The sequence below is a fragment of the Nitrospiraceae bacterium genome (assembly GCA_020632595.1).
In the GTDB taxonomy this organism is placed as follows: domain Bacteria; phylum Nitrospirota; class Nitrospiria; order Nitrospirales; family UBA8639; genus Nitrospira_E.
Genome location: JACKFF010000002.1, coordinates 395,382 through 421,894, shown reverse-complemented (window position 1 = coordinate 421,894; position 26,513 = coordinate 395,382). Strand labels below are relative to the sequence as shown.

Annotated in this window: 20 protein-coding genes; 2 read left to right on the top strand and 18 right to left on the bottom strand. The window is 49.6% G+C overall.

Translation table 11 applies throughout. The annotated features are described in order from the left end of the window. Nucleotides 1–123: 123 nt before the first annotated feature. Entirely contained in the window at nucleotides 124–1,314 is a 1,191-nt protein-coding gene (locus H6750_06920) for an amidohydrolase (GenBank protein MCB9774045.1), read from the top strand. Between the two features lie 313 nt (nucleotides 1,315–1,627). On the opposite strand, the gene H6750_06915 is transcribed toward H6750_06920, so the two are convergent. From H6750_06915 to H6750_06830, 18 genes are all read right to left on the bottom strand, one after another. After that, nucleotides 1,628–1,963, bottom strand: a complete 336-nt coding sequence (locus H6750_06915) for a hypothetical protein (protein MCB9774044.1) — start codon at nucleotides 1,961–1,963, stop codon at nucleotides 1,628–1,630. Between the two features lie 355 nt (nucleotides 1,964–2,318). Beyond that, a complete protein-coding gene (locus tag H6750_06910; protein ID MCB9774043.1) occupies nucleotides 2,319–3,737 on the bottom strand; it encodes a TolC family protein in 1,419 nt (472 codons plus the stop codon). 77 nt (nucleotides 3,738–3,814) lie between these two features. After that, on the bottom strand, nucleotides 3,815–7,024 hold the full coding sequence (locus tag H6750_06905; GenBank protein MCB9774042.1) for an efflux RND transporter permease subunit: 3,210 nt from the start codon (nucleotides 7,022–7,024) through the stop codon (nucleotides 3,815–3,817). Nucleotides 7,025–7,056: 32 nt separating this feature from the next. After that, nucleotides 7,057–8,151, bottom strand: coding sequence for an efflux RND transporter periplasmic adaptor subunit (locus tag H6750_06900; protein ID MCB9774041.1), 1,095 nt, complete (start codon nucleotides 8,149–8,151; stop codon nucleotides 7,057–7,059). A gap of 1,138 nt (nucleotides 8,152–9,289) precedes the next feature. Beyond that, nucleotides 9,290–10,822, bottom strand: coding sequence for a proteasome accessory factor PafA2 family protein (locus H6750_06895; GenBank protein MCB9774040.1), 1,533 nt, complete (start codon nucleotides 10,820–10,822; stop codon nucleotides 9,290–9,292). 22 nt (nucleotides 10,823–10,844) lie between these two features. Then, complete coding sequence (locus tag H6750_06890; protein MCB9774039.1) at nucleotides 10,845–11,663, bottom strand: hypothetical protein; 819 nt, start codon at nucleotides 11,661–11,663, stop codon at nucleotides 10,845–10,847. Further along, nucleotides 11,656–12,447, bottom strand: coding sequence for a proteasome subunit alpha (locus H6750_06885; protein MCB9774038.1), 792 nt, complete (start codon nucleotides 12,445–12,447; stop codon nucleotides 11,656–11,658). Before H6750_06885 ends, H6750_06890 begins: the two co-directional genes overlap by 8 nt. Nucleotides 12,448–12,452: 5 nt before the next feature. Continuing rightward, nucleotides 12,453–12,668: a ubiquitin-like protein UBact gene (locus H6750_06880; protein MCB9774037.1), complete on the bottom strand. Its 216-nt coding sequence runs from the start codon at nucleotides 12,666–12,668 to the stop codon at nucleotides 12,453–12,455. A gap of 21 nt (nucleotides 12,669–12,689) precedes the next feature. Beyond that, a complete protein-coding gene (locus tag H6750_06875) occupies nucleotides 12,690–14,204 on the bottom strand; it encodes a proteasome accessory factor PafA2 family protein (GenBank protein MCB9774036.1) in 1,515 nt (504 codons plus the stop codon). A 68-nt stretch (nucleotides 14,205–14,272) separates the two neighbouring features. Then, nucleotides 14,273–16,054 (bottom strand): AAA family ATPase, encoded by a 1,782-nt coding sequence (locus tag H6750_06870; protein MCB9774035.1) that lies wholly within the window; start codon nucleotides 16,052–16,054, stop codon nucleotides 14,273–14,275. Nucleotides 16,055–16,256: 202 nt separating this feature from the next. Further along, nucleotides 16,257–16,583, bottom strand: coding sequence for an RNA-binding protein (locus H6750_06865; protein MCB9774034.1), 327 nt, complete (start codon nucleotides 16,581–16,583; stop codon nucleotides 16,257–16,259). Between the two features lie 280 nt (nucleotides 16,584–16,863). Then, nucleotides 16,864–18,144 (bottom strand): ATP-dependent Clp protease ATP-binding subunit ClpX, encoded by a 1,281-nt coding sequence (gene clpX, locus H6750_06860; GenBank protein ID MCB9774033.1) that lies wholly within the window; start codon nucleotides 18,142–18,144, stop codon nucleotides 16,864–16,866. Between the two features lie 122 nt (nucleotides 18,145–18,266). Next, the gene (locus H6750_06855) at nucleotides 18,267–19,298 is read right to left on the bottom strand and encodes a hypothetical protein (GenBank protein MCB9774032.1); all 1,032 of its coding nucleotides are present in this window, start codon (nucleotides 19,296–19,298) and stop codon (nucleotides 18,267–18,269) included. A gap of 82 nt (nucleotides 19,299–19,380) precedes the next feature. After that, complete coding sequence (locus tag H6750_06850; GenBank protein ID MCB9774031.1) at nucleotides 19,381–20,298, bottom strand: M48 family metallopeptidase; 918 nt, start codon at nucleotides 20,296–20,298, stop codon at nucleotides 19,381–19,383. Nucleotides 20,299–20,374: 76 nt separating this feature from the next. Further along, nucleotides 20,375–21,862 (bottom strand): insulinase family protein, encoded by a 1,488-nt coding sequence (locus H6750_06845; protein MCB9774030.1) that lies wholly within the window; start codon nucleotides 21,860–21,862, stop codon nucleotides 20,375–20,377. After that, the gene (locus tag H6750_06840; protein MCB9774029.1) at nucleotides 21,859–23,418 is read right to left on the bottom strand and encodes an insulinase family protein; all 1,560 of its coding nucleotides are present in this window, start codon (nucleotides 23,416–23,418) and stop codon (nucleotides 21,859–21,861) included. Before H6750_06840 ends, H6750_06845 begins: the two co-directional genes overlap by 4 nt. A gap of 289 nt (nucleotides 23,419–23,707) precedes the next feature. Then, nucleotides 23,708–24,820 carry a dipeptide epimerase gene (locus H6750_06835; protein ID MCB9774028.1) on the bottom strand — a complete coding sequence of 371 codons (1,113 nt, stop codon included), beginning with the start codon at nucleotides 24,818–24,820 and terminating at the stop codon, nucleotides 23,708–23,710. A 50-nt stretch (nucleotides 24,821–24,870) separates the two neighbouring features. Beyond that, on the bottom strand, nucleotides 24,871–25,515 hold the full coding sequence (locus H6750_06830; protein ID MCB9774027.1) for a sulfite oxidase-like oxidoreductase: 645 nt from the start codon (nucleotides 25,513–25,515) through the stop codon (nucleotides 24,871–24,873). Nucleotides 25,516–25,921: 406 nt separating this feature from the next. Here H6750_06830 and H6750_06825 point away from each other — a divergent pair, with 406 nt between their 5' ends. Then, on the top strand, nucleotides 25,922–26,461 hold the full coding sequence (locus tag H6750_06825; GenBank protein ID MCB9774026.1) for a peptidylprolyl isomerase: 540 nt from the start codon (nucleotides 25,922–25,924) through the stop codon (nucleotides 26,459–26,461). The last annotated feature ends 52 nt before the right edge of the window (nucleotides 26,462–26,513 follow it).

Here is a 26,513-nt window from a genome sequence, read left to right as displayed (position 1 = left end):
CCATGACCTGATCGTATTCGCATACAACACCTCTGACGCGACAAACCCGGTTTCAGCCAACGCTCCGAACGCAACAGATCTGTGCGAGTAGACAGAGACACCTCACAACCACAGAGTAAAAACATGCAGAACATCCGACAGGATCACATACTTGAAGGAATATTAATTACCCTTCGTGGCTCCCTTGCCGCTTGCCCGGAAGTAGCCGGGTCTGAGGTCATGACGTCAACACTCATCACAAATTTTTTACATTCCTATCCACCGGACAAACTGTTGACCCATCTCGGTGGTTATGGGATCGCGGCGGTCTACCATGGCCAACATCCCGGGCCAACGGTGATGATCCGCTGTGAACTGGATGGGTTGCCTGTGGAAGAAGCAGACAAGAGCCAATGGCTCGTGCCAGGAGCGAACATCGCTCACCGATGCGGGCATGACGGACATATGGCCATCGTGGCGGGCTTGGCCCCCCTGCTTCACCGCACGCCACCAATCTGTGGACGAGTCGTGCTCTTGTTTCAGCCTGCAGAGGAAACAGGGGCAGGCGCACGGGCAATAATCGATGATCCGAATTTCGAGCAGTTCCGTCCGGACTGCGCGATCACCCTGCATAATCTACCAGGATTTCCCAAGGGGCATATCGTGTATCGACGGGGGACCTTTGCCAGTGCCTCTGTCGGGATGAGAGTTCGTCTCCTTGGTCAAGCCTCTCATGCGGCGGAGCCGGAACAGGCTCGCTCTCCTGCGAATGCCGTAGGACGGCTACTGGCTGAGCTGCCCCAACTGAGCAGGATCACGGACAATCCGTATTGTATGCTCACCCTGACCCATGCGCAGTTGGGGCTCATGTCGTTCGGGCTCACACCCGGAGAAGCAACTGTCTGTGCCACGCTTCGTGCAGCTTCTGCGGGGGGCCTTCAAAACTTACGTCGGGAGGCGGAACAGTGTGTTCACCTTTGTGCCGAGGCGGAACGGCTTTTTGTGGAAGTCGAATGGGTGCAGGATTTTCCGGCGACAGTCAACGATGACGCCTTGGTTGATACCCTGGAGCGCGTGTGCCTGGATACGGGAATTGAGGCCATGGAAATTCTCAAACCGTTCCGCTGGTCGGAGGACTTTGGGCATTTTGGCAATATTTGCCCCATCCTCCATTTTGGACTTGGTATTGGAGAACATGCACCCGGCCTCCATCAGCCGGATTATGAGTTCTGCGACGATACGATTCTGATTGCGGTGAGTGGCTTTTATGAAATGATCAAATCGCTGTTGATCGGATATGGAAGTCAAGGAGAGAAAGCCCTAACCGGTAGCTGAGCTCATTCAAGAAAATTGCCGAAGATACTGCCACAGAGACCGTCATTCAAAAATAACCTGAAACAGATCCAAAAACCGGTAGAGAGATCTACGAAGTATTCAGGGTTTCGGCCTGACCCTCGTCCCAATGCGTCTGTCACGCCACCATTCAGTTGAGGACTCATTCCTGCGTAAGGAACGAGCCAAGAAACATCTACCCGATGGAATCATCTACAGCAAAACGATAAAAAACATCCCCTACCATTTCCATTCACCTTCTTTTATGTATCTTGTAATTGGAGGGTGGGTGAAGAAAAAGACAAGAAACCCATTCTCACCGAATCTTCAGGGCCTTGGGTGGTGTTGGAGGGGTTGGGGGGATCGGAAGGATGGTGTCACCAAGATTTGTCGAAGGGCGAGGGGATTGAATATCAAAATTCCTGTGTGTGGCAGGCGAGGCAGTCTTTTTCAATGTTTGAGCTAGACAGATTTGTAAATGGGCGATGGCTTGTACAGAAAGGGAATTGGGATCGTTCGCATAATCCGTGGCGATTTTTTTGCACATGGCCTCTTCCACGACTTCCTTCACCTCGAAAAGATCGCCCAAGGCCGATCCGGTAAAAACCACAACCCCATATAAAGCTCCCAATAGGCCCGCTTGAACTCTCATGCATTATTTTCCGGATTGAAGGTATTAAAAAATGGCGGTCCCATAATTGAATTTTCAACATGAACCGAAGCACGAGCATCATGATACAAGAGAAACCTAGGGCACATCGAATCAAAGTTTAAAGCGTACGAAACGTGCAGCAAGGAAAACGTAATAGCCTGCCCAGCATATCGGTTGAAGCCTTCAACCATACGGTATCAATGGGGCTATCGAAGCTTAAACGGCCACAAGGAAATAATACGCTCCATCCTTATCAAACGGAATCAACCCCAATCTACGAGAAATCCTGCCGCATCGATCGCAATCCTGGTTACCGCTTCATACCATCCAATGTGAATTCCGGAAGTGACAATTCTTATTTCCATCCTCCTCCTAATGCCTTGTAAATTTTTACCACCGCTATTCGTAATTGCTTGGCAAAATTAATTAATTCGAGGTCGGATTGCAAAGCATTCCGCTGTGCAATGAGGACCTCCAGGTAGCTTGCCCTGCCATATCTATAGAGTAAGTGTGACGTTTCGACAGATTGTCGCAACACTTTGTTTTGTTGTTTTTTCAGAGCATTGATTTTTCGCAAGTTATGAATATTAGAGAGCTCATTGGCCACTTCAACATAGGCATTCAAAATTGTTTTCTGATAATTATACATGGCGTTTAACTGTTGGGCTTCTGCGTAGTGGAACTGTGCCTGTAAGGCATTTCTATTAATCAGTGGGGCGACCAACGTGCCCACCGCGGTATACGCGATTGAGGCGGGCGCTACAAATAAAAAATCGGGATTGAAGGCTTGAAACCCAAAACTTGCCGTAATATTAAAGGTTGGGAAAAAAGCGGCTTTAGCCACTTTCAAATCAAACTTACTGGCTTTGATCTGAAATTCGGCCTCACGAACGTCCGGGCGGTTTGCTAATAGTTGCGAGGGAACACCCGATGAAATCTCCTGTGGAATATCTGTGAAATATTCGCCTTTGGTCCGTTCAATGGTTTGTGGAAAGCGCCCCAACAAGAAGTTTATGTGATTTTCGGTGACCGTAATTTGTTGCAGCACCTCTTTTTCCAAAATACTGGTATTGAGCACTTGAGCCTTAAATAGTTCCACGGCTAATTCGGTTGCCCGACCGGTTTCCTTCTGCAATTCAATCACCTCCAATGACTCATACTGAGTATGGAGAGTTTGCCTGATGATTTCCAATTCATTGTCCAATGCCCGCAACTCGTTATAAAAAGTTGCGACATCGGCTACCAGATTAGACACGACAAAGCTCGTGCCTTCGATACTTCCCAAAAATTTTGCCATGGCGGAACTGCGCTGATTTTGCAGCTTTCCCCAAATATCAACCTCCCACGATGACTGTAAACCCACAAAGAGATCAGGCAAATTGGTGGGCACGGTTTGACCGGGAGTAATGTCGGTCGTCGAGTTTCCTGCCCCGTCCATGGTGTACCGTCCGTATCGGCGAATAGCCGTACCCACCCCCAAACCCAGCGTCGGCATCAGTGCTCCGGTTGCAGCTCTGACACTTGAACGCGCAATTTCAATTCGCTGCAAGGCCATTTGTAAATCAATGTTATTCTTTATGGCCGTATCTATTAAATTATGAAGGAGCGGATCGGCAAAGTAATCTTTCCATTGGATGTCGGCAATATTGGTGGGATCTGTTTTATCCTTGAAGCTTGTTGGTATTTCGTTTTCCGGAATAGCCAAATCGGTTTTCAGTCCTGTGCACCCATTCAACAATAGAATCAGGAACAGAATGATAAGATTGAAATACATATGACCTTTCAGGGTCTATGAACGAAGAAATTCTAATATTTGTTGAAATTCGACGGAACCCATTGAGGAATCAGGAACTATTGAAGTTTGGCCAACCTGCGGGCAAATTTAAATCGGGATTTGAAACTTAATCGGGGAGCCTTTTCTGTCTTTGATTCTTCCTCATGATTCTGTGTCGTTCCCATCGTTGCAAATACCACAAATAAACCCGGAATAAGAATCACGCCGAAAATGGTCCCAAAAAACATACCTCCAGCCGCCGCCGAACCAATGGTATTGTTCCCAATCTCCCCTGCGCCCGAGGCAAACATTAGAGGTAGAAGCCCGGCAATAAATGCAAATGATGTCATCAATATGGGGCGCAAACGAATGGCGGCCCCTTCAATCGCTGCTTCAAGCGGGGTTTTCCCTCGCTTTTGTTGTAAATTGGCGAATTCGATTATCAGAATGGCATTTTTACCAAGGATGCCAATTAACATGATCATGGCGATTTGAGCATAGATATTATTTTCCAAACCCATCAGCAAGAGGAAAAATAAGGCGCCAAACACCCCAATGGGTAGCGAAAGAATCACCGGCATGGGCAGCAGAAAACTTTCATATTGTGCGGCGAGGAGTAGATACACAAAGATTAAACAAATGAGAAAAATGTAAATGGCCTGATTGCCCATCTGGGCTTCATCTCGCGAAGACCCTGCCCAATCGTATCCAAACCCTTTCGGTAATTTACTGGCAGCCACCTCTTTAATTGCAGCAATAGCCTGACCGCTGCTATAACCGGTTGCTGGCTGCCCATTGATCATGGCTGATGGGTACATATTGTAACGGGTCACCTGTTCAGGACCATAAATTTTTTCAACGCGAAGAAAAGAAGAAAAGTGGACCATTTCACCCGCGTCATTTTTAATATATAACTTCATCAGGTCTTCAGGTTCTGCACGAAATTCGGGTAGCGCCTGTACCATCACTTTATACATCTGACCGAAACGAATGAAGTTGGTCGCGTATACACTGCCAATCAATGCTTGCAGGGTATTCATCGCGTTCTCGGCCGTGACACCCTTTTGAGCCGCCTTCTCGCCATCAATATGTAACAAAAATTGTGGAAAACGCGCATTGAAGGTGGTAAAGGCATTAGCGATTTCCGGCCGTCGGTTGAGGTCATCGACAAAGTCGTCGGCCGTTTTTTGCAATTCGGCAAGGGAATCCGACCCGGTTTTGTCTAACAACCGCATTTCAAAACCGCTGGAATTCCCATAACCCGGTACGGGGGGAGGGGTAAAAAATTCAATACTGGCATCTTTAATATGTTTGGTTTTCTCTTCAAGAACGCCAATAATTTCCCTGTCAGAGGCCGTTCGTTCATTCCAATTTTTCAAACTAATGAGATTCATTCCATAGACCGAACCCGTACCTTCAGACAGGATGCTGAATCCCGCAAGGCTTGAGACGGATGTCACATCCTCTAAGCCGGATGCAATCTGTTGCACTTCATCCACAACTTTTTCTGTTCGTTCGAGAGTCGCGCCTGTTGGAGCAGTAACATTGGCATAAATTGTCCCCTGATCCTCATTAGGAATAAAGCCTGAGGGAACAAACGCCCCGACCAAACCAGTGCCCAAGGAAAAGCCTAACAGGATCCCAAAAGTCACCACTCTTCTGTTCGCTATCGCGCTGATAAGTTTTTTGTAATTATCGGACAGATTGTCATACCAATGATTAAATCCATGAAATAATTTCTGCAGCCGCGCATCTTGAGGCATTTGGCTGTTGTGCGTATTTTTAAGAAAAACGGTACAAAGGGCTGGGGTCAGCGTGAGGGCGGTGACCCCTGAAAGAATAATGGAACAGGCCATAGTCAAGGAAAACTGCCTATAAAAAATTCCCGTCGGGCCATCCATAAACGCGACAGGCAAAAACACAGCCGACATGACGAGGGTAATGGCAATAATGGCCCCGCTAATTTCATGCATAGCTTGCTCCGTAGCCAGCTGGGCTCCAAATCCTGAATTCTCCATTTTGGCATGAACGGCTTCAATCACTACGATCGCGTTATCGACAACAATACCTATGGCAAGAACCAACGCAAATAGTGTGATGAGGTTCAGGGAAAAACCCATGATGTGCATAAAGAAAAATGTTCCGACCAGGGATACCGGTACGGCCACAATAGGAATGATCGTGAGCCGAACATTCTGCAAAAAAACAAACACCACCAGGGATACCAGAAGGAACGCTTCAATTAACGTTGTCAGAACTTGGTAAATGGAGGCATCCAAAAACTCAGAAACATCATAACTGAGACTGTAATCCATTCCCGGGGGAAATGCCGTTGATTTAATTTCCTGCATTTTTTCCTTGATCGACTTAATCACTTCCTTGGCATTGCTGCCAGGGCGCTGTTTTAACAGGATAGCAGCAGAGGCTTGGCCGTTTTCTTTGGAAAGAACATCATAATCTTGTGAATCGAATTCAACGTCTGCGACATCTTTGAGTCGCAAAATTTCCCCATCATCGTTACTGCTTAAGACAAGTTGTTCATAGGCTTCCTTGGTATTGTGCTTCCCGGTATATTTCAACACGTACTGCAGCGCCTGTACGTTCTTATCCCTTCCTGAGCTTTCACCAACTTTACCCGGGGCAGCTTCTATATTCTGAGCTTGTAATTTTTCGATAACCTCGAGAGCTGAAATGTTATACATCACTAATCTATTGGGCCTTAGCCACACACGCATGGCATATTCCCTTGACCCCATAATTTCAGCAAAGCCAACGCCATCGATTCTTTTCAGCTCTTTCAAAATATTGATATCGGTAAAATTGTACAGAAATTTTTCATCGATGGTTGGATCCAGACTGAGTATGTTGATATACAACAACATACTGTTTTGCACTTTCTCGACAATCACGCCCGATTTAATAGCCTCTGGGGGTAACTCGTCCAAGGCTGAAGCCACCCGGTTTTGAACATTCACAGCGGCAATTTCCGGATCGGTCCCGGCGTTAAAAATAATCTGGATGACACTCGTGCCATCATTGCCGGATACGGACGACATGTAGGCCATTCCGGCGACACCATTAATGGCTCGTTCTAGCGGGGTCACAACCGCCTTGACCACGGCTTCGGCGTTTGCCCCGATAAATTTTGACGTCACATTCACTTCGGGGGGAGTAATCTCTGGAAACTGCGTGACGGGGAGCTGGGTAAAAGACAGCAGGCCCAGCAAGGTAATTAACAGAGAAATGACAATGGAAAGGACCGGACGATGAATAAATATAGCTGTCATTTTTATTGAATTCTTTTCCAGTCGTTAGGGATTCACATCATCGCCCTGGCAATTTCTACGTGAACAGGATGCACTTGATCTCCATTCATGACATTCTCCACACCCTCGAAAAGTATCTGTTCGTCTTTGGACAAACCTGACTCCACAACATAAAATTTTGGCAACCGCATTTTTGAAACAATATTCCTTTGTTCCAGGACATTATCCTTATTGACGACGTACACATACAATTGATCTTGAATTTCAAAGGTTGATTTTTGGGGAATTACCAATGCATCTTGAAGGGTTTCATGGACAATGACCTTACCATTCGCCCCTTGTTTTAACAGTCCGTCAGGATTTGGAAACCTTGCTCGTAACGCAATATTCCCTGTTGATCGATCGAATTCACTTTCAATCATTTCTATAGTTCCTTCATACTCATATAGGACTTGATTGGCGAGTTCAAAGCTCACAGCTTTGGCCCCTCGTTCGCCAGAAGCAATGTAGTTAAGATAATCCACTTCTGAAAGGTTGAAATAGGCGAATACCTCATGATTATCAGACAGTGAGGTCAAGATATCTCCTTCGGCTATCAAACTTCCCACCTTATTTGGAATACGGTTAATAAAGCCGTCAAAGGGAGCTTTTATTCTCGCAAACGAAAGATTCAAGGCTTGCTGTTCTTTGTTTGCCAGAGCTTCTTCCACGTCCGCTTTCAACGCGTCGACCTTGGCTTGAATAACATACAGTTCCGATTTAGACACAATGTTTTTTTCTACCAGCACTCTCACGTTTGCTAATTCAACTTCCGCGACCTTGAGATCTGCCACGGCACTTCGCAATACCGCGTTTGCTTTTTGTAATTCTTTTTCAAATACGTTATGGGTGAGGGCAAACAATAACTGCCCTTTCTTGACCGGTTGCCCTTCATCCACATAGATTTTTCCTATATACCCTTTAATTTTACTTCGGATCTCTACATAATTTACCGACTGTATTTGGGCGACATATTTATTACTATAGGTGACGTCTTCTAAGATGGGATAAATCACCTTATGGGTATCAACGCTTTCTGCCTCTTTTTTATAGGTGCAGGATACCGTGAGTAAGCAGATAGCAAAACACAGGAGTGAGCTAATTTTCATGTTGAGTACTTTTTTCGAAGTGAAATTTTGAACAATGGAACGAATTGTGTTCCCATGCTTCACAAAATCCGATGGAGATTTCCCAATCAGATGAAGCCTTGAGTGTAACAAGCTTTAAACCTACTCCCGGACAAACACCTATCAAAGAAAGAAACCGAACCCAAGCCAGGTAGGTGGTATGAGCCAAATGGGCACCGTTATCCCATAACGTAAGGCACTCAAGCGTTGTATGTTTTAGGTACACAGCCTGATACGGAAAGCCCGGCAAGCCCCCAATGAGTTTCCTCAAATCAAGGCCGCACCGATTTGAGTACAGGGAGGGACATTCCTAACGACGAGTTTTCTCAGGGCGCCACAAGGCGCACGTTAGGATTTCTTTCCGCACCGAGAATGACTTTTCCCAACGTTGATTCAAGACGCTTCGGCCATCACAGACAACGGAGTATCTCCAAATTCAATGACACCTCGTTTGCTATCCAAAAGGTGGTCGAAACAGGTTTTATTCAAATGAATAGCTACCTAACTCGGAAATTATTGCCCACTCTTTCTTATCGACAAAAGAATACTACACGTTAAATTTCCACACATAAAAACAAAACCCTAGGGTATCAGCTGGTCACTCTCAACTGCATGAGAGGGTGCACCTCCTTATAGATACTCATTTGATTCAGCCCTATGCAAGATTAAACTAGTTTTGAAGACTCCGTTGACATCTGACATCATGGATTTCCAGATTTATCGCGACAGCATTGAAAATAAGAAATGCATCCATCCCTCTTAGCAAATGATAAGCCAACCCCCCATCAGCTTGACCACTTAAAAACCTCTAGCAAATTCCCTGTAATTCCATGGCGCCCTTTAAAGAAAAATTCCAATGCGCCAGAGCCCCACGACTCGCCACAGCCAACCACCACGAACCCACGAAAATCTGAGACTCCCGGCAGGTCATTTTTCTACTGGTGTTCCCATCCAGGAAGTTCAATGAGTCGAGCGCTGGGTTGTTGGAAAAATATTTGCTCTGGACAAACACCTCGATAGCCTACCCTACGAATTTTAAACTACCACCTGTAAAAAGGGCAGTAAAGGAGCAAAAAGATTGAAACGGCTCAGGCACAGGGTAGTTGCCCTCGACCGAATATTAGGAATCTCCCTTATTCGAGAAGGATTCGAGGGAAGGACGAAAAGACCATTCTGAACAATAATCCCGACTTTCCTGCACATAGCTGCGAAAGGGGTCGGCCATGACAAAAGCCGGACTCCCCTGAAGTTGCAAAACCGACCAATTGATGACATAGGGCGGACGACGCGGATCGTGATGGCCTGTCGCCTTTTCTAAAAAATCCGCCCAACCTTCCTTGACGACATGACGAATGATTTCGGCCCGCCCAAACGCACGAGTGTTGCGTGGGGGTTGACCTTTCGCCAATTCGACCAGGTCATTTGTCGTGAAGCGCGGCGCCTCGCCTTCCTCCGTCATGCCATGATAGAGCCCTGCCTGTGGATCAACATTGTGATATTCCAAATCCAGACTTTTCAACCAGGGATCATCCCATTCCAACTTCTCCGCTTTTCGAAAGTTCTCCAGCAACCAGAGCTTGGAGGCCCAATCAACCCGGCCGACCACCGCTTGATAACCATTTCGTAAATCCTGCACGACCGATTCCCAATGGGCCAGAACCCAGTCGGTTTCCTCATCCTGCCCGGCATACTGTTTGGCGGCGGCCTCCCAAAACTGCTCTTGAATATCCAAGGCAGAAAGATGCCGACCGGTTGAGAGTGTGACCATCCATTTTTGCTCAGGATCGTGGGAGATGGCTCGCAGGGTCTGGACAGGATCATCAAAATCCAACCCTTGCGGGGCATACCCTTCTTCAATCAATTGCAGGACCAGGCCGGTCGTCCCCATTTTTAAAAGAGTCGCTTCCTCTGCCATATTCGAATCGCCCATGAGCAAGTGCAACCGCCGGAATCGCTCTGGATCGGCCAGGGGTTCATCCCGGGTATTCACAATAGCCCGGTTATGTTGAACCCATTCAAAAAAGTCGTTGACGATATAATCCGGACGCTGCGAAATTTGGTAGATTATCCCTTCTTTGGTTGATTTCTGTGACCGGGACCCTCCGGGCCCCTCAATATCGTCCAGGGCAATCCAGCCGTCCGCGGAACGCGCCTTACCGATTCGGCCGGCACCCGTAAAGACCTGGCGTGTCACCAGAAACGGCATGAGCATCCCTAACCCTTGATAGGTAAACGGAAAGTCCCGCGTGACCAGATAGTTTTCATGGCAACCAAATGTCGCGTCTGTCTCATGATCAATATTGTTTTTAATGATCGACACCAATTCTGAAAGACCAAGCTCGTCCAGACAGTCCTGCAACAGCCAATCTCCGGCCCGGTCTGCAGCCACTAAATCCCACAGCGAATGGCATTCCGGCGAGGCATATTCAAGATGTCCCATATCGACATACATCCGACCTGCATTCAGCAGGAAGCCCCCATTGCCTGGCGGTTCATCATGCCCACGATAATGCCAGTCAATAACGCCGTGTTTTTTCCGGCCAAACAAATGCTCAATGATCCGGTGGGCAATCCAAGGAGAAGACACGTCCGGTTGATCGGCCTTGATAAGCAGGCCATATTCGGTCTCAATACCGAAGATTCGATTATGCATAGGGACCTCGCTCTGCCAGGATTTAGATGGCAGATTGGAACACAGAGGGAATGAAGGACTGCAGTTCCGACTGACTCAGAGCACGATAGGTTTCCATCTTCCCGCTCTCCCGATCCAGAAACACACACTCCAGTGTTTCTTTGGACAGCCTTTCACGAATTCGTAAAGTAATGGCCTCATCATCTGGAATAGTGGAGAGGGAACTGCCTGCTGAAGAGGTGGTTCCTTCCTCTTCACTATCCGAAGAGGGAGAAACTGTCTGGAGAAGGCTTGCGATCCCCCATAAACGGAGACTCCGCTCCACAGCCGACTGGAGAGAGGACAGCAGGCTCTGTCTTTTCCATTCCTGAGTAAGCGGACCACGGATGGAGGTGGAGGCCGCCAGCAACCCGAATTCGCGTTGTTCTTCAAACATGCCATCATAATTAATGCTGAACAGGCGGTCCCGTTCCTGAGAAGCCCCGACTTCTGCCAGTAGAATTTTGGCAATGTACGGTGCCTTGAATATTTCTTCAAACGCTTGCTTGATAACAGGAGCCAGACCATTTTTCATCAGTCGGGAAGCAGTCACATCCGCCGGAGACCGCTGGAACCCTTCAACGTGGGCCATATCCAATAGGGTATACCGTAATTTTTCCAAATCGGCCGGATGGCCCATGCCTCCAAGCGCAATGCGATCGTAAATTTCATAAATTTTGTCCGTACCCCGATTAAAGGTCAGCAACAAAATCCCTTGTGGAAAGGAAACGGCAATCAACGGATTGCCTTGGGTGAATTGATCGTCCAAATATTCCCGCCGATTGGCGACGGCTTCAGTCCATCGATAGGGCTCTTCATACATGATTCAGCACCTTTTCAGAAAACAGTGATTTCAACCGTTCCGCAGGAATCGCTCTCACCCCTTCCGCGGAAATGCGTTTCACGATAGGATAAAGTTGCGCCTGCGCATCCACTCCGCCGGTTGCCGAATCAAACTCTGCGGCACTGGTCATCAGCCGAAGCACAAACGTCAAGGCTTCCTCCTCATTCATGCCGGCAACAGGACCATTCCCCCACCGATTCATGTAAAACAAAATCCCCCGAATCGTGGATGACCCGGATCCAGAGACAGCATATTCCACCGCCTCGAATTCAGCCCCTAAGATGTCATAGAAAAATATTTTTCCGCACCCTTCAAGTTGGTCATACCCCGCAAAAATTGGCGCCACCGTTCCGGTCCCCGCCAACGCCGCAGGGGCATTATTTTTCAACAACGTTGATAAGGCACGCAACTTTCCCTCAAAACTCAAATCCTGCAATTGACTTCTCCGGTAATACTTAAAAGAGTGCTCTAATATTCGGGCCATCTCAAAGGCGGTGGCCGGAACCCCTGCAATGGCTAAAACAGAAAACCGATCCAATTCCAAGACCTTATCGGTGCGATCATACATCACGACATTTCCGGCCGTAGCACGCCGGTCACCTGCCACGAGGACGCCATCAGCATACTTGATGGCAAAGACCGTCGTCCCGGACGCAATCTCAGCATGCCCTGATGGTATACCGCCATTGAACCGTTGCCAAAGGTCATCAACCGCATAGCCCCGTTCCCGCAAAACCTGAAGGAAGTCCCCCTGTTGTCCCATTATCCTTATTCCCCGGTCCGTTGGCGATATTTTTCCGCCTGCTTGGGGTCCACCTTGCGCATGCGCTTCATGAGATTATCACGGGATGGCGAATCCGGTTCCGGGCGTTTAGGACCTGACTCCTGATCGCCAGGCCCCGATGGTTTAGAAAGTGGATCGATTGGCCGCTCTTTTCTTTCAAGACCGCCACCGGCTTTGGCATATTCAACATCCTTTTTCATAAATCTCATCCTCCACATGAACTATTTCTTTGATTCCATAGATTCCATCATATCAAAGGGGGTCTCGGCATGCTCAATCACCGACCGACATTGAGCGACTGCCACGGGCTCAAGATGATCCAGCAGGTCTAGATACAATCCCCCATTTTGAGCCTGAAAATGCACTCCTTCCCATTGTATCGACGTAATGTCCCGACCAAATCGTTGCACACACAACCCTCTCAGACCTCCACGCGTATCACGCGGTCCATGCTTCATCGCTTCGTGAATATCTTGCTCCTGTGATATCCGTGTTGTTCGCCCTTCGCCTTCCAACCCGAAAAACAGGCCGCGATCAGGATCCAGATTATGATATTCCAGATCCAGGCTGGCAAGCCAAGGATCATCCCAGCCGATACGCTCGGCCTGACTAAAAGTTTCAAGCAACCACCATTTGGTCACCCAATCGATTTTACCCACAAGCTGCCATCGATCCCGTTCGAGAAGGTCCAATACCTGCTCCCATTCGCGAAGAATCCAGGATGTCTCTTCATCCATTTCAATGAAATATTTCCTGGCCGAATTCAGATACTCCCGCTGAATATCCACCCCGGAAATCAGGCCACCAGACTGCCGTTTCACAAGGGTGCTCAATTCAGGATCACGAGAGAGTGCCTGAATGGCCTGCACCGGGGAGTCCAGCTCACAGGGCGGCAAGAGCCCTCCGGCAATCATATCCAACACCACCCGCGTCGTGCCGATCTTCAAGGCCGTGGCATATTCACACATATTGGCATCACCCACAATAAGGTGAAGGCGCCGATAACGCTCACGATTCGCATGCGGTTCGTCCCGCGTATTGAGGATCGGGCGGTTGTGCATGGTATCTACACCCAGCTCGGCCTCCATAAAATCTGCGCGTTGGGACAATTGAAAACCCCCGGGCTGAAACCCCCGCTCTTGCCCTTCCCGACCGACCTTACCTGCGCCGGCGACCAATTGTCTGCTGACCAGAAAAGGCATGAGTCCACGAGCCAAATTCTCAAAATTGAGTTCGCGCGAGACCAGATAATTATCATGGCAGCCATAACTATGCCCATGAAAATCCGTGTTATTTTTATACAGCTGAACCATCGGGCCCCCAAGGGCCTGATTTCGGCGTTGCGCCGCCTTCCAAAGGATTCGTTCGCCGGCCCGGTCATGCGCGACCATATCCTTGAGAGACCGGCATTCCGGCGTGGAATATTCAGGATGCGTGTGGTCATTATAAAATCGTGCCCCATTGGGGAGGACAAGGTCACTTTTCATTTCATGGAAGGAAAAAGGTCGATGGGCGTCCTGCTCCGCAAACAAGTTCTCCTCTTTATCCTGAGCTAATTCGGTCACCCGAAAACCACGTTGATCTTCATGCGGATGCTCGCCGCGATAATCCCAGCGGCGGGTAAAATGCCCGTCAAGATAGGCCCGCACCAATTCCATGGATTCCACCACAGGATCGGCGGTCTCGATATCCTCCCTCGCAATCCCGTACTCGGTCTCGATACCAAAAAGGCGAATAGGATTCATTTATTCCAATCTTTGAAGTGAGAACGTCTCATTGGGTCAAGCGTGCCGGAAAGGGAGATTTACACAATCTGAGAAGTCCGATGCTCTTCTCCATCCTTTCCAGGCTGCAAAGAGGACACTCCGACAACCTGGTCGGGATGATAATCCAGGAGTTTCAACCATTCCTCAGCTGAATCATCTGGCGGGAAAATTTCACTCTCCTTGAACTCCTCATTGCTGGCAATGCATAAATCATCGAGGCTCAAACCCGAGGTTTCCTGATCGCCCGATTGAATCGCCCGCTCAATAGCCCGTTCTTTTGCACGACGGACGATTCCTGCCAGCACCGCACCACTCAATAAATCCCGACGGTAGAGAATTTCACGCCGTCCGCTACGCAACCGAATGGCCAACACTCGATTCTCCTGACTTCGCTGAAAGAGGTTCTCTAACAGTCCGTCGATAATCTGCGACATCGGATCCTTATCCTTTTGCCCACTGCCGGCAGCCGTTTTCGTGTCGTAAGGCAGATCAGCGGTCAAATAGACACGCAATATTTCCGCCACATCGTTTCGCCCAGGCCGGCCCACCTTAATTTTCCGATCAATTCTTCCAGGCCGTAGCACTGCCGGATCAATCATATCCGGACGATTTGAGGCCAGAATGACCACCACCTGAGAAAGGCTTTCGATGCCGTCGAGTTCGGCACAAAACATGGGCACCAGTGTGTTGGAGACATTGTAGGAACGCACCGCCCGTCTCGTGCCTAAAATGGATTCGGCTTCATCGATGAAGATAAATGGCAGCCTCCCGGCCTGCCTGTGTTGCCGGGCTTGAAGAAATAAATCCCGGATGATTCGCTCCGATTCCCCCACCCACATATTCAGGACTTCCGGACCTTTGACATGCAGAAACACGCCACCCACAATTGGCGGTGGTTGAGAGGCAGAGCCTTGCTCTTGCATTCCAACATGAGGGGTGAGCGTTTCACGTTCTTTCGCGAAGAGTTGCCCAAGACTGGCCGCGGTGGCTTGGCCAATCAGGGTCTTTCCGCACCCCGGCGGGCCATAGAGAAGAAATCCCTTGGGTTGCTGAAATTGATACCGTGAGAACAATCCTCCATGAAGAAGGGGATATTCTATTGACCGGCGGATGGCTTGAATAGCCTCCTGCTGCCCACCGATATGCTCCCAACGGACAGTTGGCAATTCCGCTAAAAGATGCGATTGCCCCTGAGGGTTTTCTAATCGTTCGATGGCAATCCGGTGAGTCGGGTCCAATCGTACCTCATCGCCGACCTTCAATTCCGTACCGGCAAGATCATCAGCCCGTTGAATAAGAATGCCTTGCCTGCCTGCCTCTTGGTCAATACGAAGACGCCCATCAGCTAATATTTCACGAACTTTCACAATCGGGCCACTCCGATCATACCCGAGAGACCGAATGACCACATATGCCTCATTCACTAAAATCTGATGTCCAACCTTTAAACCATCTCCCTCAAGCCTGGGATCGATATTGGCATAATATTCCGCCCCACCAACCATAATTCTCGCCACACCCTTATCAGGCTGATCAAGTAACGTTCCGATTCGATTCGCCGGGGCCGTCAGTTTCTCAAGTACTCCTTGAAGTTTCCGCATATCGGCCTCTTGTTGTTGAGAAGCCGTCATTTGCTCAACAAACCCGTGCCGAAGCTGATAGAGAAGAGGAATCCGGTGATCCCCTTCAGGCAAGGACGCCAAACATTGGTCAATGACCACCAACGGGGAATTTCCAGACTGACGAGATGATTTTTGGAAAGAAGATCCACCAGACCGAGAAGAATCCTTGGAGGAAGAAAACTCTGAAGAATCGCTCATTGTGTATTGTCTTCCATTCTATTTCAATGGGGTTATGAAAGCTCCGATGCCCGCCAACATTCCCGGCGAGGCATCCTGGCCGACCATCACTACCTCATTCTACAATGTTTCCGGACCATTACCCAAGGTATAAAAAAAGCAGGGGATCCGTTATCGGACCCCCTGCTTCTATTGAAGGGTAGCCTGTTTGTGACTTAGCGAATTACCAACGGTCTCCCCCGCCGCCGCGGTTTCCGCCACCGCCGCGGTTTCCGCCACCGCCACCAAATCCGGTTCGCGGTGCTTGTGGCTTCGCTTCATTGACCGTCAGGGTGCGCCCTCCCATTTCGGTTCCATTCAGCGCCTCAATCGCCGCCTTGGCTTCAGCATCCGAGGCCATTTCGACAAAACCAAATCCTCGAGATTGCCCCGTGTACTTGTCCGTAATAATTTTAGCCGACGTCACGGCGCCGTGCTGGCCAAAAAGGTCAGCCAATTCTTGTTCTGCCGTAGAATACGGCAGGCCACCCACATAGATCTTTGAACCCATCGGGGTCCCTCCTTCTAAATGCGATATTGTTTTGCATGGGTCGAAGAGAAGAGAAGGGAAGGAACGGCCCGAGAACGCAAACCAGGTGGCGACTTAGGACTAACTTCCAATCAGACTCCTTGCGGATTCCTTGGCAAAACAACATCAGTGATGGGCCCGTCACTTAAACATTCACCACGTGGCCCGAATGTCGTGATGAATTTCTTTTGATTAGCATAAGTCAGAATGGAAAAGAATGCAACAATCCCCGGCAAGGAAACGACTCCTCCGAGCATTATTTTTAGGAAATTAATTGGGGAGCCCCCCTGCCGTCAATCGTTTCCTCGGAGATAATCACTCGCTTAATGTTTTTCAAGGCGGGCACATCGTACATTAAATCCAGCATGACTTCCTCCAGAATAGAACGCAATCCCCTGGCTCCGGTTTTCATAGACGAAGCCCTGGCGGCAATGGCTTGAACCGCCTCCGGCGTGAAATCCAACTGCACGCCATCTAATTGGAATAAGGCTTGATATTGTTTCAGAAGAGCATTTTTCGGTTCCTGTAGAACCCGAACCATATCCTCCACGCGCAAATCATTCAAAGAGGCCAGAATAGGAAACCGGCCGACAAATTCAGGAATGAGTCCATACTTTAAAAGATCTTCCGGCTTAAGTTTTTCCATTAATTGATCAGAGCTCAATGCCTCCCCATTGGAGGCAACCGCGCCAAAACCCATTCGTTTCTGATTGGTCCGCTGCGCAATAATATCCTCCACCCCCACAAACGCACCACCACAAATAAAGAGGATATTCGTCGTGTCCACCCTGAGAAATTCCTGCTCAGGATGTTTTCTTCCCCCCTTGGGAGGCACATTGCATAACGTCCCTTCCACCAGTTTCAACAACGCCTGCTGGACACCCTCCCCGGACACATCCCGCGTAATAGAGGCACTTTCAGACTTCCGGCTGATCTTATCAATTTCATCAATATAAATGATGCCCACCTGCGCTCTGGCCATATTAAAATCACATGACTGCAATAACTTCAAGACCACATTTTCCACATCTTCGCCCACATACCCCGCTTCCGTCACCGTGGTAGCATCCGCGATGGCAAAGGGCACATGCAAAATCTTCGCTAAGGTTTTAGCTAGTAAGGTCTTGCCGGTTCCAGTCGGCCCGATTAACATCACATTCCCTTTTTCTAATTCCACATCAGGCAGATCTTTCCCGCTAAAGACCCGTTTATAATGATTGTGGACGGCGACCGACAGAACCTTTTTGGCGCGGTCTTGTCCTATCACATACTGGTCCAAGACCTCTTTGATTTCAGGAGGGGTCGGCAAGGGACCCGCTGGCGGCTCAATGGCGGATTGGCCTTCCGTATGGCCTGACAAAAATTTTGAACATTGTTGGATGCAATCCGCACAAATCAAGACCGACCCCGGAGCCTGACATTGCGAGCAGGCCTGTTTCGTCGGGGCCTGGATCAAATTGGTTGCTCCGGGTTTTGCCCGACCACAAAAGGAGCAGACCGCATCCACACGATTTCGTCCTTGCTTCGAATCCCAAAAAGCCACAGCAGTTACCTTTCTTACTCGTCACCAGAAATCAGTCGAAACGACTCTATCGCCTACCCCTTCAAGAAGATCTTAATCTTCAAGAAGAAGGATATCAAATCATCTCCCATTCAGGATAAACCTCAAAGGGATTCAGCCACAACCAGGGGCACCGCCTCCCATGACATTCCACGATCATGCGTCCGAAAAAGCCCTTTTCCGTTCGTCCCCACATACAGCACATCCGAATCAACCGCGCTCATGGCTAGAGCCCGAATATTAACATTCGTCAAGCCCGCACTTCGAGCTTCCCAGGTTATTCCTCCATCTTCACTTCTAAAAACGCCGTCACGATTGGTCACATACACGACATGGGGGTGGGTGTGATCGAGAATGAGGTCACTCAACATCTGATCGGACAGTGTCTTTCCAATGCGGGTCCAGACTTGCCCTCCATCCTTGGTGACGTACAGTCCACTCAGAGTCGCAGTATACACCGTATCGGATTCATGAGGGTCAACCTTAATTCGAGTCACGCTCAATGCCCGCGAGGATTTCAGCACCTCAGCGGCCACCAACCCATTATTGACCATTTTCCAGGTGCGAGCCCCGTCAATGGATTTATAGACGCCCCCGCTGGTTCCGGCATAAAGCGTTTGAGGCTGACGGGGATCGCAGTCAAGCGTCACCACCATGAGCACTTCTTTCATGCCCTCCATCCGCTTACTCCAGGTTTCTCCCCCATCGTTTGACTCAAACACCCCTAATGACGTGGCAGCAAAAAGATGGGCACTGGATCCCGGAGCAAACACCAATTGGTGGACCACCGAGGAAATCGTCACATCATCCAATCCCGTCCGTCGTGACACCCATCGCTGCCCGCCATCATAACTTTTATACACCGCGTCCCCTTTTGTTCCGGCGAGAATATTGGCCGGAAACAGGGGATCAATGGCCAGAGCAATGACGCGGGAATGAGTCATACCGGCCGACATGTTCTGCCAGGTGAGGCCTTCGTCCCGGGATTTATAAATATAATCGTTGGTGGCGAGGTAAAGAATTTTGGTGTTTGTGGGATGAAGGGCAATTTCCACCACCGCCTCACTCTTCCCACAACCAGCCAACAGCAGACAGGCAACCACTGCTGGCCAAAAAAGACGAAATCTGACGATCATAGCTGGCCTTGAATGACGATCAATCCCTGTCGCAGCATGGGCCGGAAAGCTTTGAAAACCATACGGATTCTTTGCCCCATGGCTAATGACGGAAACGAGCCGCATTGGGTGGTTGCGAAGGACGTTGCACCGGAGTTGGTGCAATAGGGGGCAGATTGGCCACAGGCGCCTTTGGAGCCTTTTCATAGAGCTCCATGGCCTCAGGCATCCATTTTGTAAGATCGGAAATCCGGGTCTCATGCGCTGGATGGGTAGATAAAAATTCCGGTGGAGCGCCATCAGAAGCCGCGGCCATCCGTTCCCAAATATGAATCGCTTCCCGAGGATCGTACCCTGCATCGCCGGCAAGCAAGACACCGATATAGTCAGCTTCCGACTCGTGTTTTCGGCTGAACGGTAACAGAACACCCGTCTGCACACCAAGCCCCATTGCCTGCATCGCTAAGTCATTTAATGCCGGGTTGAGGCTCTGCGTCGAAAGCACGATTGCCGCTGCGGTCATTCCAAATTGAGCCACCAGACCCTGGCTCATCCGCTCTCCTCCATGTTCCGCCAGCGCATGAACAACTTCATGTCCCATGATAGCCGCCAATCCGGCCTCATTTTTTGCCATCGGGAAAATCCCGGTATAGACCGCAATTTTCCCGCCCGGCAAGGCCCAGGCATTCTTGGTATTATCATCCTTAATGACCGTCACCTCCCAATCAAACGCTTTCGCCACATCCCCATATTTAGAACGCTTGGCCGCCTCAATAATACGAGCTGCTACACGTTTAACCGGCTCAATCTCTTTGGGATCTTTGGAAATCACAACCTTGGGGTCCTGTAAAACTGCACTATACTGGGCAGCCCCCATCTGGTTCATTTGCCCGGAGGGCATCAATAAAAGCTGGGAACGTTGCGTATAGGGATTGGTTTGGCATCCCACGATCAGGATGTTCAGGAGCAGGACACAGAAAAAGGCCCGAGGATCTGTGGTAAGCCACCGACGCATTGGCATTTCAAATCCTTAAGAAGTCAGTGTCGCGCAGCAAGAGGAGGACCCCATGACCGTCCTACCGACATTCAGCCGACCATTACATTCCGGCAGAGGGCTCTGGAATACGAATGTCCAGTTCCTGAATTTGTTCGTAGCGAGCCAATGCTGGTTTGGTGCCCGCACGAGGTCCCACCACAAGAATCGCAAACTCCTCCGGACGCAAATGTTTGTGTGCAGCCCTTCGGACTTCAGCCGTGGTGACCTTTTCAATACCCTGGCGAAATTCTCTTAGCCAGGTCGAAGGATACCCATAATATTCATATGTCATATATTTACCAAGCAATTTCGCGGGTGAATCCACAGAAAAGACAAAGGAATTTAAAATACTGGCTTTCGCACTCGCCACTTCTTCATCCGTAGGAGGCAGAGCGACCATGTTCCGCGCCTCTGCGATTAAGGCATCAATCCCCTTCCCTGTTGTTTCCGTTTTGGTTGACATCGAAAGGAGGGCCATGCCTGGATAATCCCATTGTAATCCAACGCCCCCATGCACATCATAAGCCAGCCCTTGTTTGGAACGGATGTTATTAAATAATCTGGCGCCAAATGACCCCGAAAGAATTTGATTGACGATCACCAAGGGATAATAATCCGGATCGTCCCGACGAATTCCCAAGTGCCCCATGGCAATTTTTGCTTGGGTCATATCGTTTTTTTCAACATAAAACACCCCAGCCGGAACCGTTGACTGAATGAACACAGGAGCATCCTGTACCTCCGGACCCTTCGGCCAGTCACCAAAAATGGATTGAATGAGCGCAAGCGTTTGTTCACGTTCAAAATCGCCACTTACCCCTAAAATAATGCGATTGGGATGAAAGTACGTCGCATGCCATCGAATCACATCCTCCCGGGTGATAGACCCCACGGAGGCATACGTCGGCTCCCATGTATAGGGAGATTCCTTCCCATAAATTAATTTCTTATATTCCCGTGACGTAATCTCATCCGGGTCATCGTTCTGACGGGAAATCCCCGCCATCACCTGATTTTTTGCAATTTTCAACTTCTCAGGATCAAACACCGGAAACCGCAATACCTCTCCAAAAACCTTCAACACCTCAGGAAAATCCTCAGTTAGAGAACCCATGGATGCGGTCCCTGCCGAGTCCCCAATGTGCGTTTCAATCGCGGCGGCCTTCCCCTCTAAAAACTCATCCAGGGCATCTCCGCTTAGACTTTTCGTTCCCCCCGTGCGAAGCACGGTTCCCGTTAAGGAAGCCAACCCAATGGTTTCTTGAGCGTCCAATCGGGAACCCGTCTTGATCATGGCTGACACACCCACCAGCGGTAATTCATGGTCTTCCATTAACAAAACCACCAGTCCATTATCCAAAACCACTCGGTCCGGTTCAGGAATAACCAGTTCCGGCAATGGCGGGAACTCCAACTCCTCCACTTTTGTGACTTGCGCTTGCCCCACAACGGGAATACAGAACATGAGAAGGACCACCAATCCCGCGCTCAGGATTGACCATCGACTTCCACCACACCACGTATGCTCAGAAGATATGCTGTGATTCATGATTGACCCTCCCCGGATGTGACTGCTTGGGGTCCCCCGGCAGGAGAAACCGTCTCAATCATGCCCACGATCCGGTTCGTTGGTTGAAACATCGTGTTAGCCACCCGACGAATATCGGCCTTGGTCACCTGATCCAACCGATCAATGGACCGGAATAACTCGCGCCAATCTCCAAACAACATTTGATAATCGGTGAGATGCATGGCCAGACCAAGGTTATTATTCAAAGCCCGAACCAACCCCGCTTTGGCACGGGTACGAAATCGTGCCAGTTCCTCATCGGAGACATCCTGGGTTTTCAGGCGGTCAAACTCTTCCCGTAATGCCTGCTGCACGGTGTCATTCGTCACGCCCCGGCCGGGAACGGCATAGGCCATCCACACGTGGGGATACTTGTCCCCCGGATATTCCCCGTAAGCTCCCACCGACACGGCGATGCGTTTGTCCCGGATCATCGATCGATACAATCGAGAGGTCCGCCCATTGGTTAAAATATCATCGATCGCATCGTACACCGGTTGATCAGCATGGGTCACAGGTGGCTTATGATAACCCTCCACGTATAAGGGTTGGGAAGGATCCTGCAGCTTCACAATTTTTTCCGCGATGGACGGAGGCTCCACGATTCGAAGCGGAGGAGGAGCGGGAGCAGAGGGGATTCGATTGAAATATTTTTCAAGAATCGGGATGACCGCCTCCGCTTTCACATCTCCAACGATCGCTGTCACCAAATTCGTAGGCACATACTGCGCTTCATAAAACTTCTTCGCGTCGGTCATCGTGTAGGATTGGATGTCGCTGGCAAAGCCAATCACCGGATGATGGTATGGATGAGCCATATAGGCCGTCGCCACAAACTGTTCGAGTAACCGGCCGAAGGGTTGGCTTTCCGTGCGCATTCGACGCTCTTCCATGACCACGTCCCGTTCTTCGTAAAACTCCCGAAACACCGGGTGCAAAAAACGCTCGGATTCCAAGTACGCAAACAGTTCGACTTTATTGGCCGGAAGAGCATAAAAATACCCCGTGACATCAGCACCGGTAAAGGCATTTAACGCAACCCCACCCTCTCGTTCTATGATATCGCCGAACTCATTTTTCACCACAAACGAAGAAGCCTCTTGCTGTCGCTCCTTAAAAACCGCATAAAGACGATCCACCTTCTCCGGGTCAGAATCGGCAGCAAATTTCTCCGTTTGATAAGCCTGGTAAGCTTCTTCCAATGCCGCTAACGCAATCTTTTCTGCGTCGTAATCAATCGTCCCGATGTGAGGGGTACCTTTAAAGGCCATATGCTCAAACATATGAGCCAGTCCCGTTTGCCCCATGACTTCCTGAGCCGATCCCACATTGACTCGCGTCATAAAGGCAAAAACAGGGGCAACCGGACGTTCCACAATAATGAAGGTCCAGCCGTTCTTCAACGTATGCCGTGTCACACGTTGCTCAAAGGAGGCCAGATCCTGACCAAACACCGGCCCTGCGCAAACGCACCACACCAGCCCCACAAGTCCGAGGCTTTTGCTCCATCTCATCATTCGATTACCTATTCCCATTCATCACCATCCTGGTTAAGCCAATAACCTCATTCCAGCCGTTAAATGATCCTACCCAGTAAATGAGAATTCTGGCAAGCAAGAGACGATTGAATCCGGAAACCGCATTCTTCACACCCCGGTTCTTGTTAGGCGGGGATACAAAACTTGTCCTGAGACTTGTCGTAGGGAAACCATTCCCGAAGTTACACATAAAAGAAAACTCCTTGATCATCGGACGGCCGGTTGTGCGATGGAGATATCTGCGGACAACCAAAAGGTGAAACTCCTGATCATTCCTCAACACCCCCTATTCAACGACGACCACCGATGAGGGCTCCTGGCGCATCTCCATCCCAAGCCCCGACTCTTCCCATGGCTGCAAAACCGGTCCCTTATACGCATACCCGCCCTGTACCGGGTCTTGTGACAATAGAATCGGCGTGTCAAGATCCAAAAATTCCACCCCTCCGAAGCCTAAGGCCAAACTGAAAGAACACCCCATGGCCACTCGACTTTCTACCATGCCACCAATCATAAGTTTGAGGCCTGAGGCCCTGGCCAACCCGGCAATATCCATGGATTCCACTACCCCACATTTCGTAATTTTCAGATTCAGCACATCAACCGCGTTGCGTTCAATTAATCCTCGGGCATCCTGTACGGAGCGAACTGATTCATCAGCGGCAAGCGGAATCCTTCCTCTGCGTCGCAAAGTCACGAACCCCTCAACATCCTCTCGTGCGACCGGTTGTTCGAATAACATCACAGGAAGACGCAACCGCTCCATGGTCTTCAAGCATTCACTTGCCTGCTCCAAAGAAAATCCCTCATTAGCATCAAGGATAAACCTCGACTGGGGACATGCCGCACACACGGCGGCAATCCGCTTGATATCCTCATCGACCTCAAGGCCAATTTTCATTTTAAAAATCCGGAATGCCCTTGCATACCATGACCGGGCGGTGGCAACAACCTGATCGAGGGGTCCAATTGGCAGCGTGACATCGGTTTCCCGTGGTCGCACATCGGCCCCTCCCCACAGTCCCCAGAGAGGAATACCCATGCCCCGACACAACGCATCAAGAAAGGCCGTTTCCATACCACATCGCACAGATGGATTCTGCCAGGCGACTTCACGAAGCCGGTGCGCCAATTTTCTGTACTGAGTGACAGGTTGCCCAAGACAGGCTTTTGCGGCAAGAGGAAAGCTTTGAAGACTCCCCGCCTGATCTTCGCCTGAAATTTCGGGAAACGGTGCCATTTCCCCAAAACCATACGCGCCGTTTCGAAGCGTCACACGGACAAATACATTATGAGCCACCGTCATGGCTCCTGATGCCACGACAAAGGGTGCCAGAAGCGGCAGGGCGATTGACCACGCTTCAACTTTGGAAATACAAAAAGGATCACGAACGGACATAGCTAAATCGAAAATGCACAGAAGAGAGGGGGAAAGACTGAATTACAGGGTCACCCATAACGGTCATTGTCCCATGGTCGCGCGGTATTGGAATATCCACGCACTTCCCAAAACCCCTTTTGATCGCGATCCGAAAACGTAATTTTTTTGACCCACTTTGCCCCTTTCCAACCGTAGAGTTTGGGAATAATGACACGTACCGGTCCACCGTGGTCTTTGGTCAATGGCCTTTCATTCCAATGAGTGGCCAGCAGCACATCATCATCGTCGCAAACCTGAAGGGTGACATTGGTCGTATACTCATCAAACGCTTCGAAGAGTACAAACTTGGCCTCGGGCAAGGGGCGAACCAAATTTAATAGATGTTGAAATTTCACACCTCTCCATTCATTATCCAACATGGTCCAGGAGGTGACACAGTGAAAGTCAGCCGTGATCTGCACCTGAGGCTGCCGTTCAAATGTCTCCCAATCCCATGTCAGCGGATTGGCCACGCACCCATCAATACTTAAAGCCCATTCAGCCAGGACGATATCCGGCTTACAGCCCAAATCCAGGACCGGAAAATTATTCACCACATGCTGGCCGGGGGGAACCCGTTCATCCTGAGGTTCATCCACTTCCCGACAGGAGAATTCTCGCCGATGTTGGGCAACCTGCTGCTTCGCTTTCACCATCCGTTCGTTGGGTTCCATTCTGAGCCTTTCCTCCTCCATTCACGGAGAAATGTCTTAAGAACGCTAAACATATTCTTCATGATCAAACACTCAGAGCTGTGCGCCAATCGACGGATTGTATCGGGGTTGGCAGCCCAGCAACAGTCAAAGAAAGCAAACCATACTCCAATCTTCACCCTCCTGGCCTCTTTTTTTCATGATTTCCTATGCTCAATGGATACCGGGGAGGAGTCAAGCCCTGATATGGAATAGGGCAACAGGATATTTTCCGATCTCATAGCCAAGCTATTTATTTTTCTGATAAATTACATCATTCGTTCACCAACAGCCTGGAAGCGTCCGGTTATTAACCCCCTCATTTTCAACCGCCCTCTTTTCCAGCCAACTGTTATATCAGCAATAATTTTTGCGGAGGATCAGTCTTATGGCACTGCATGTATTAGCCCGGGTTGTATGTTGCTCCTTGCTGGTGGCCTCAGCGATGACCACGTCTGCGCAGGCAGATTCTCAAGAGGGAGGCTCGCCCATGACCGTTTCTGAAGGAAAGTCCATCTCAATGGAGTACACGTTGACCTTGGAAAACAAAGAGGTGCTCGACTCCAACGTAGGAGGAGAACCTCTGACATTTACTCAGGGATCTCACCAAATTATTCCTGGCCTGGAAACGGCCCTGGATGGAATGAAGGCGGGAGAACGCAAACAAGTCACCGTCGCCCCGGAACAGGGGTATGGCAAGGTCGACCCTCAGGCCATTCAGGAAGTGCCCATTGACCAAATTCCACCTGATGCACGGAAGGTCGGGGTGCAATTACAAGGAAAGGACGGACAAGGCCGTGTCGTCCACCCGACAGTAACGGAAGTCAAAGAACAAGTGGTCGTCTTAGACTTCAATCACCCCTTAGCAGGGAAAACGCTTTACTTTGATGTGAAAATTTTGGATATCAAAAATGCCACTGCTCCCTGAGGTTGGGCATATTTGTCAACAGGAACCCCGCCGGAATCGGCGGGGTTCTTGT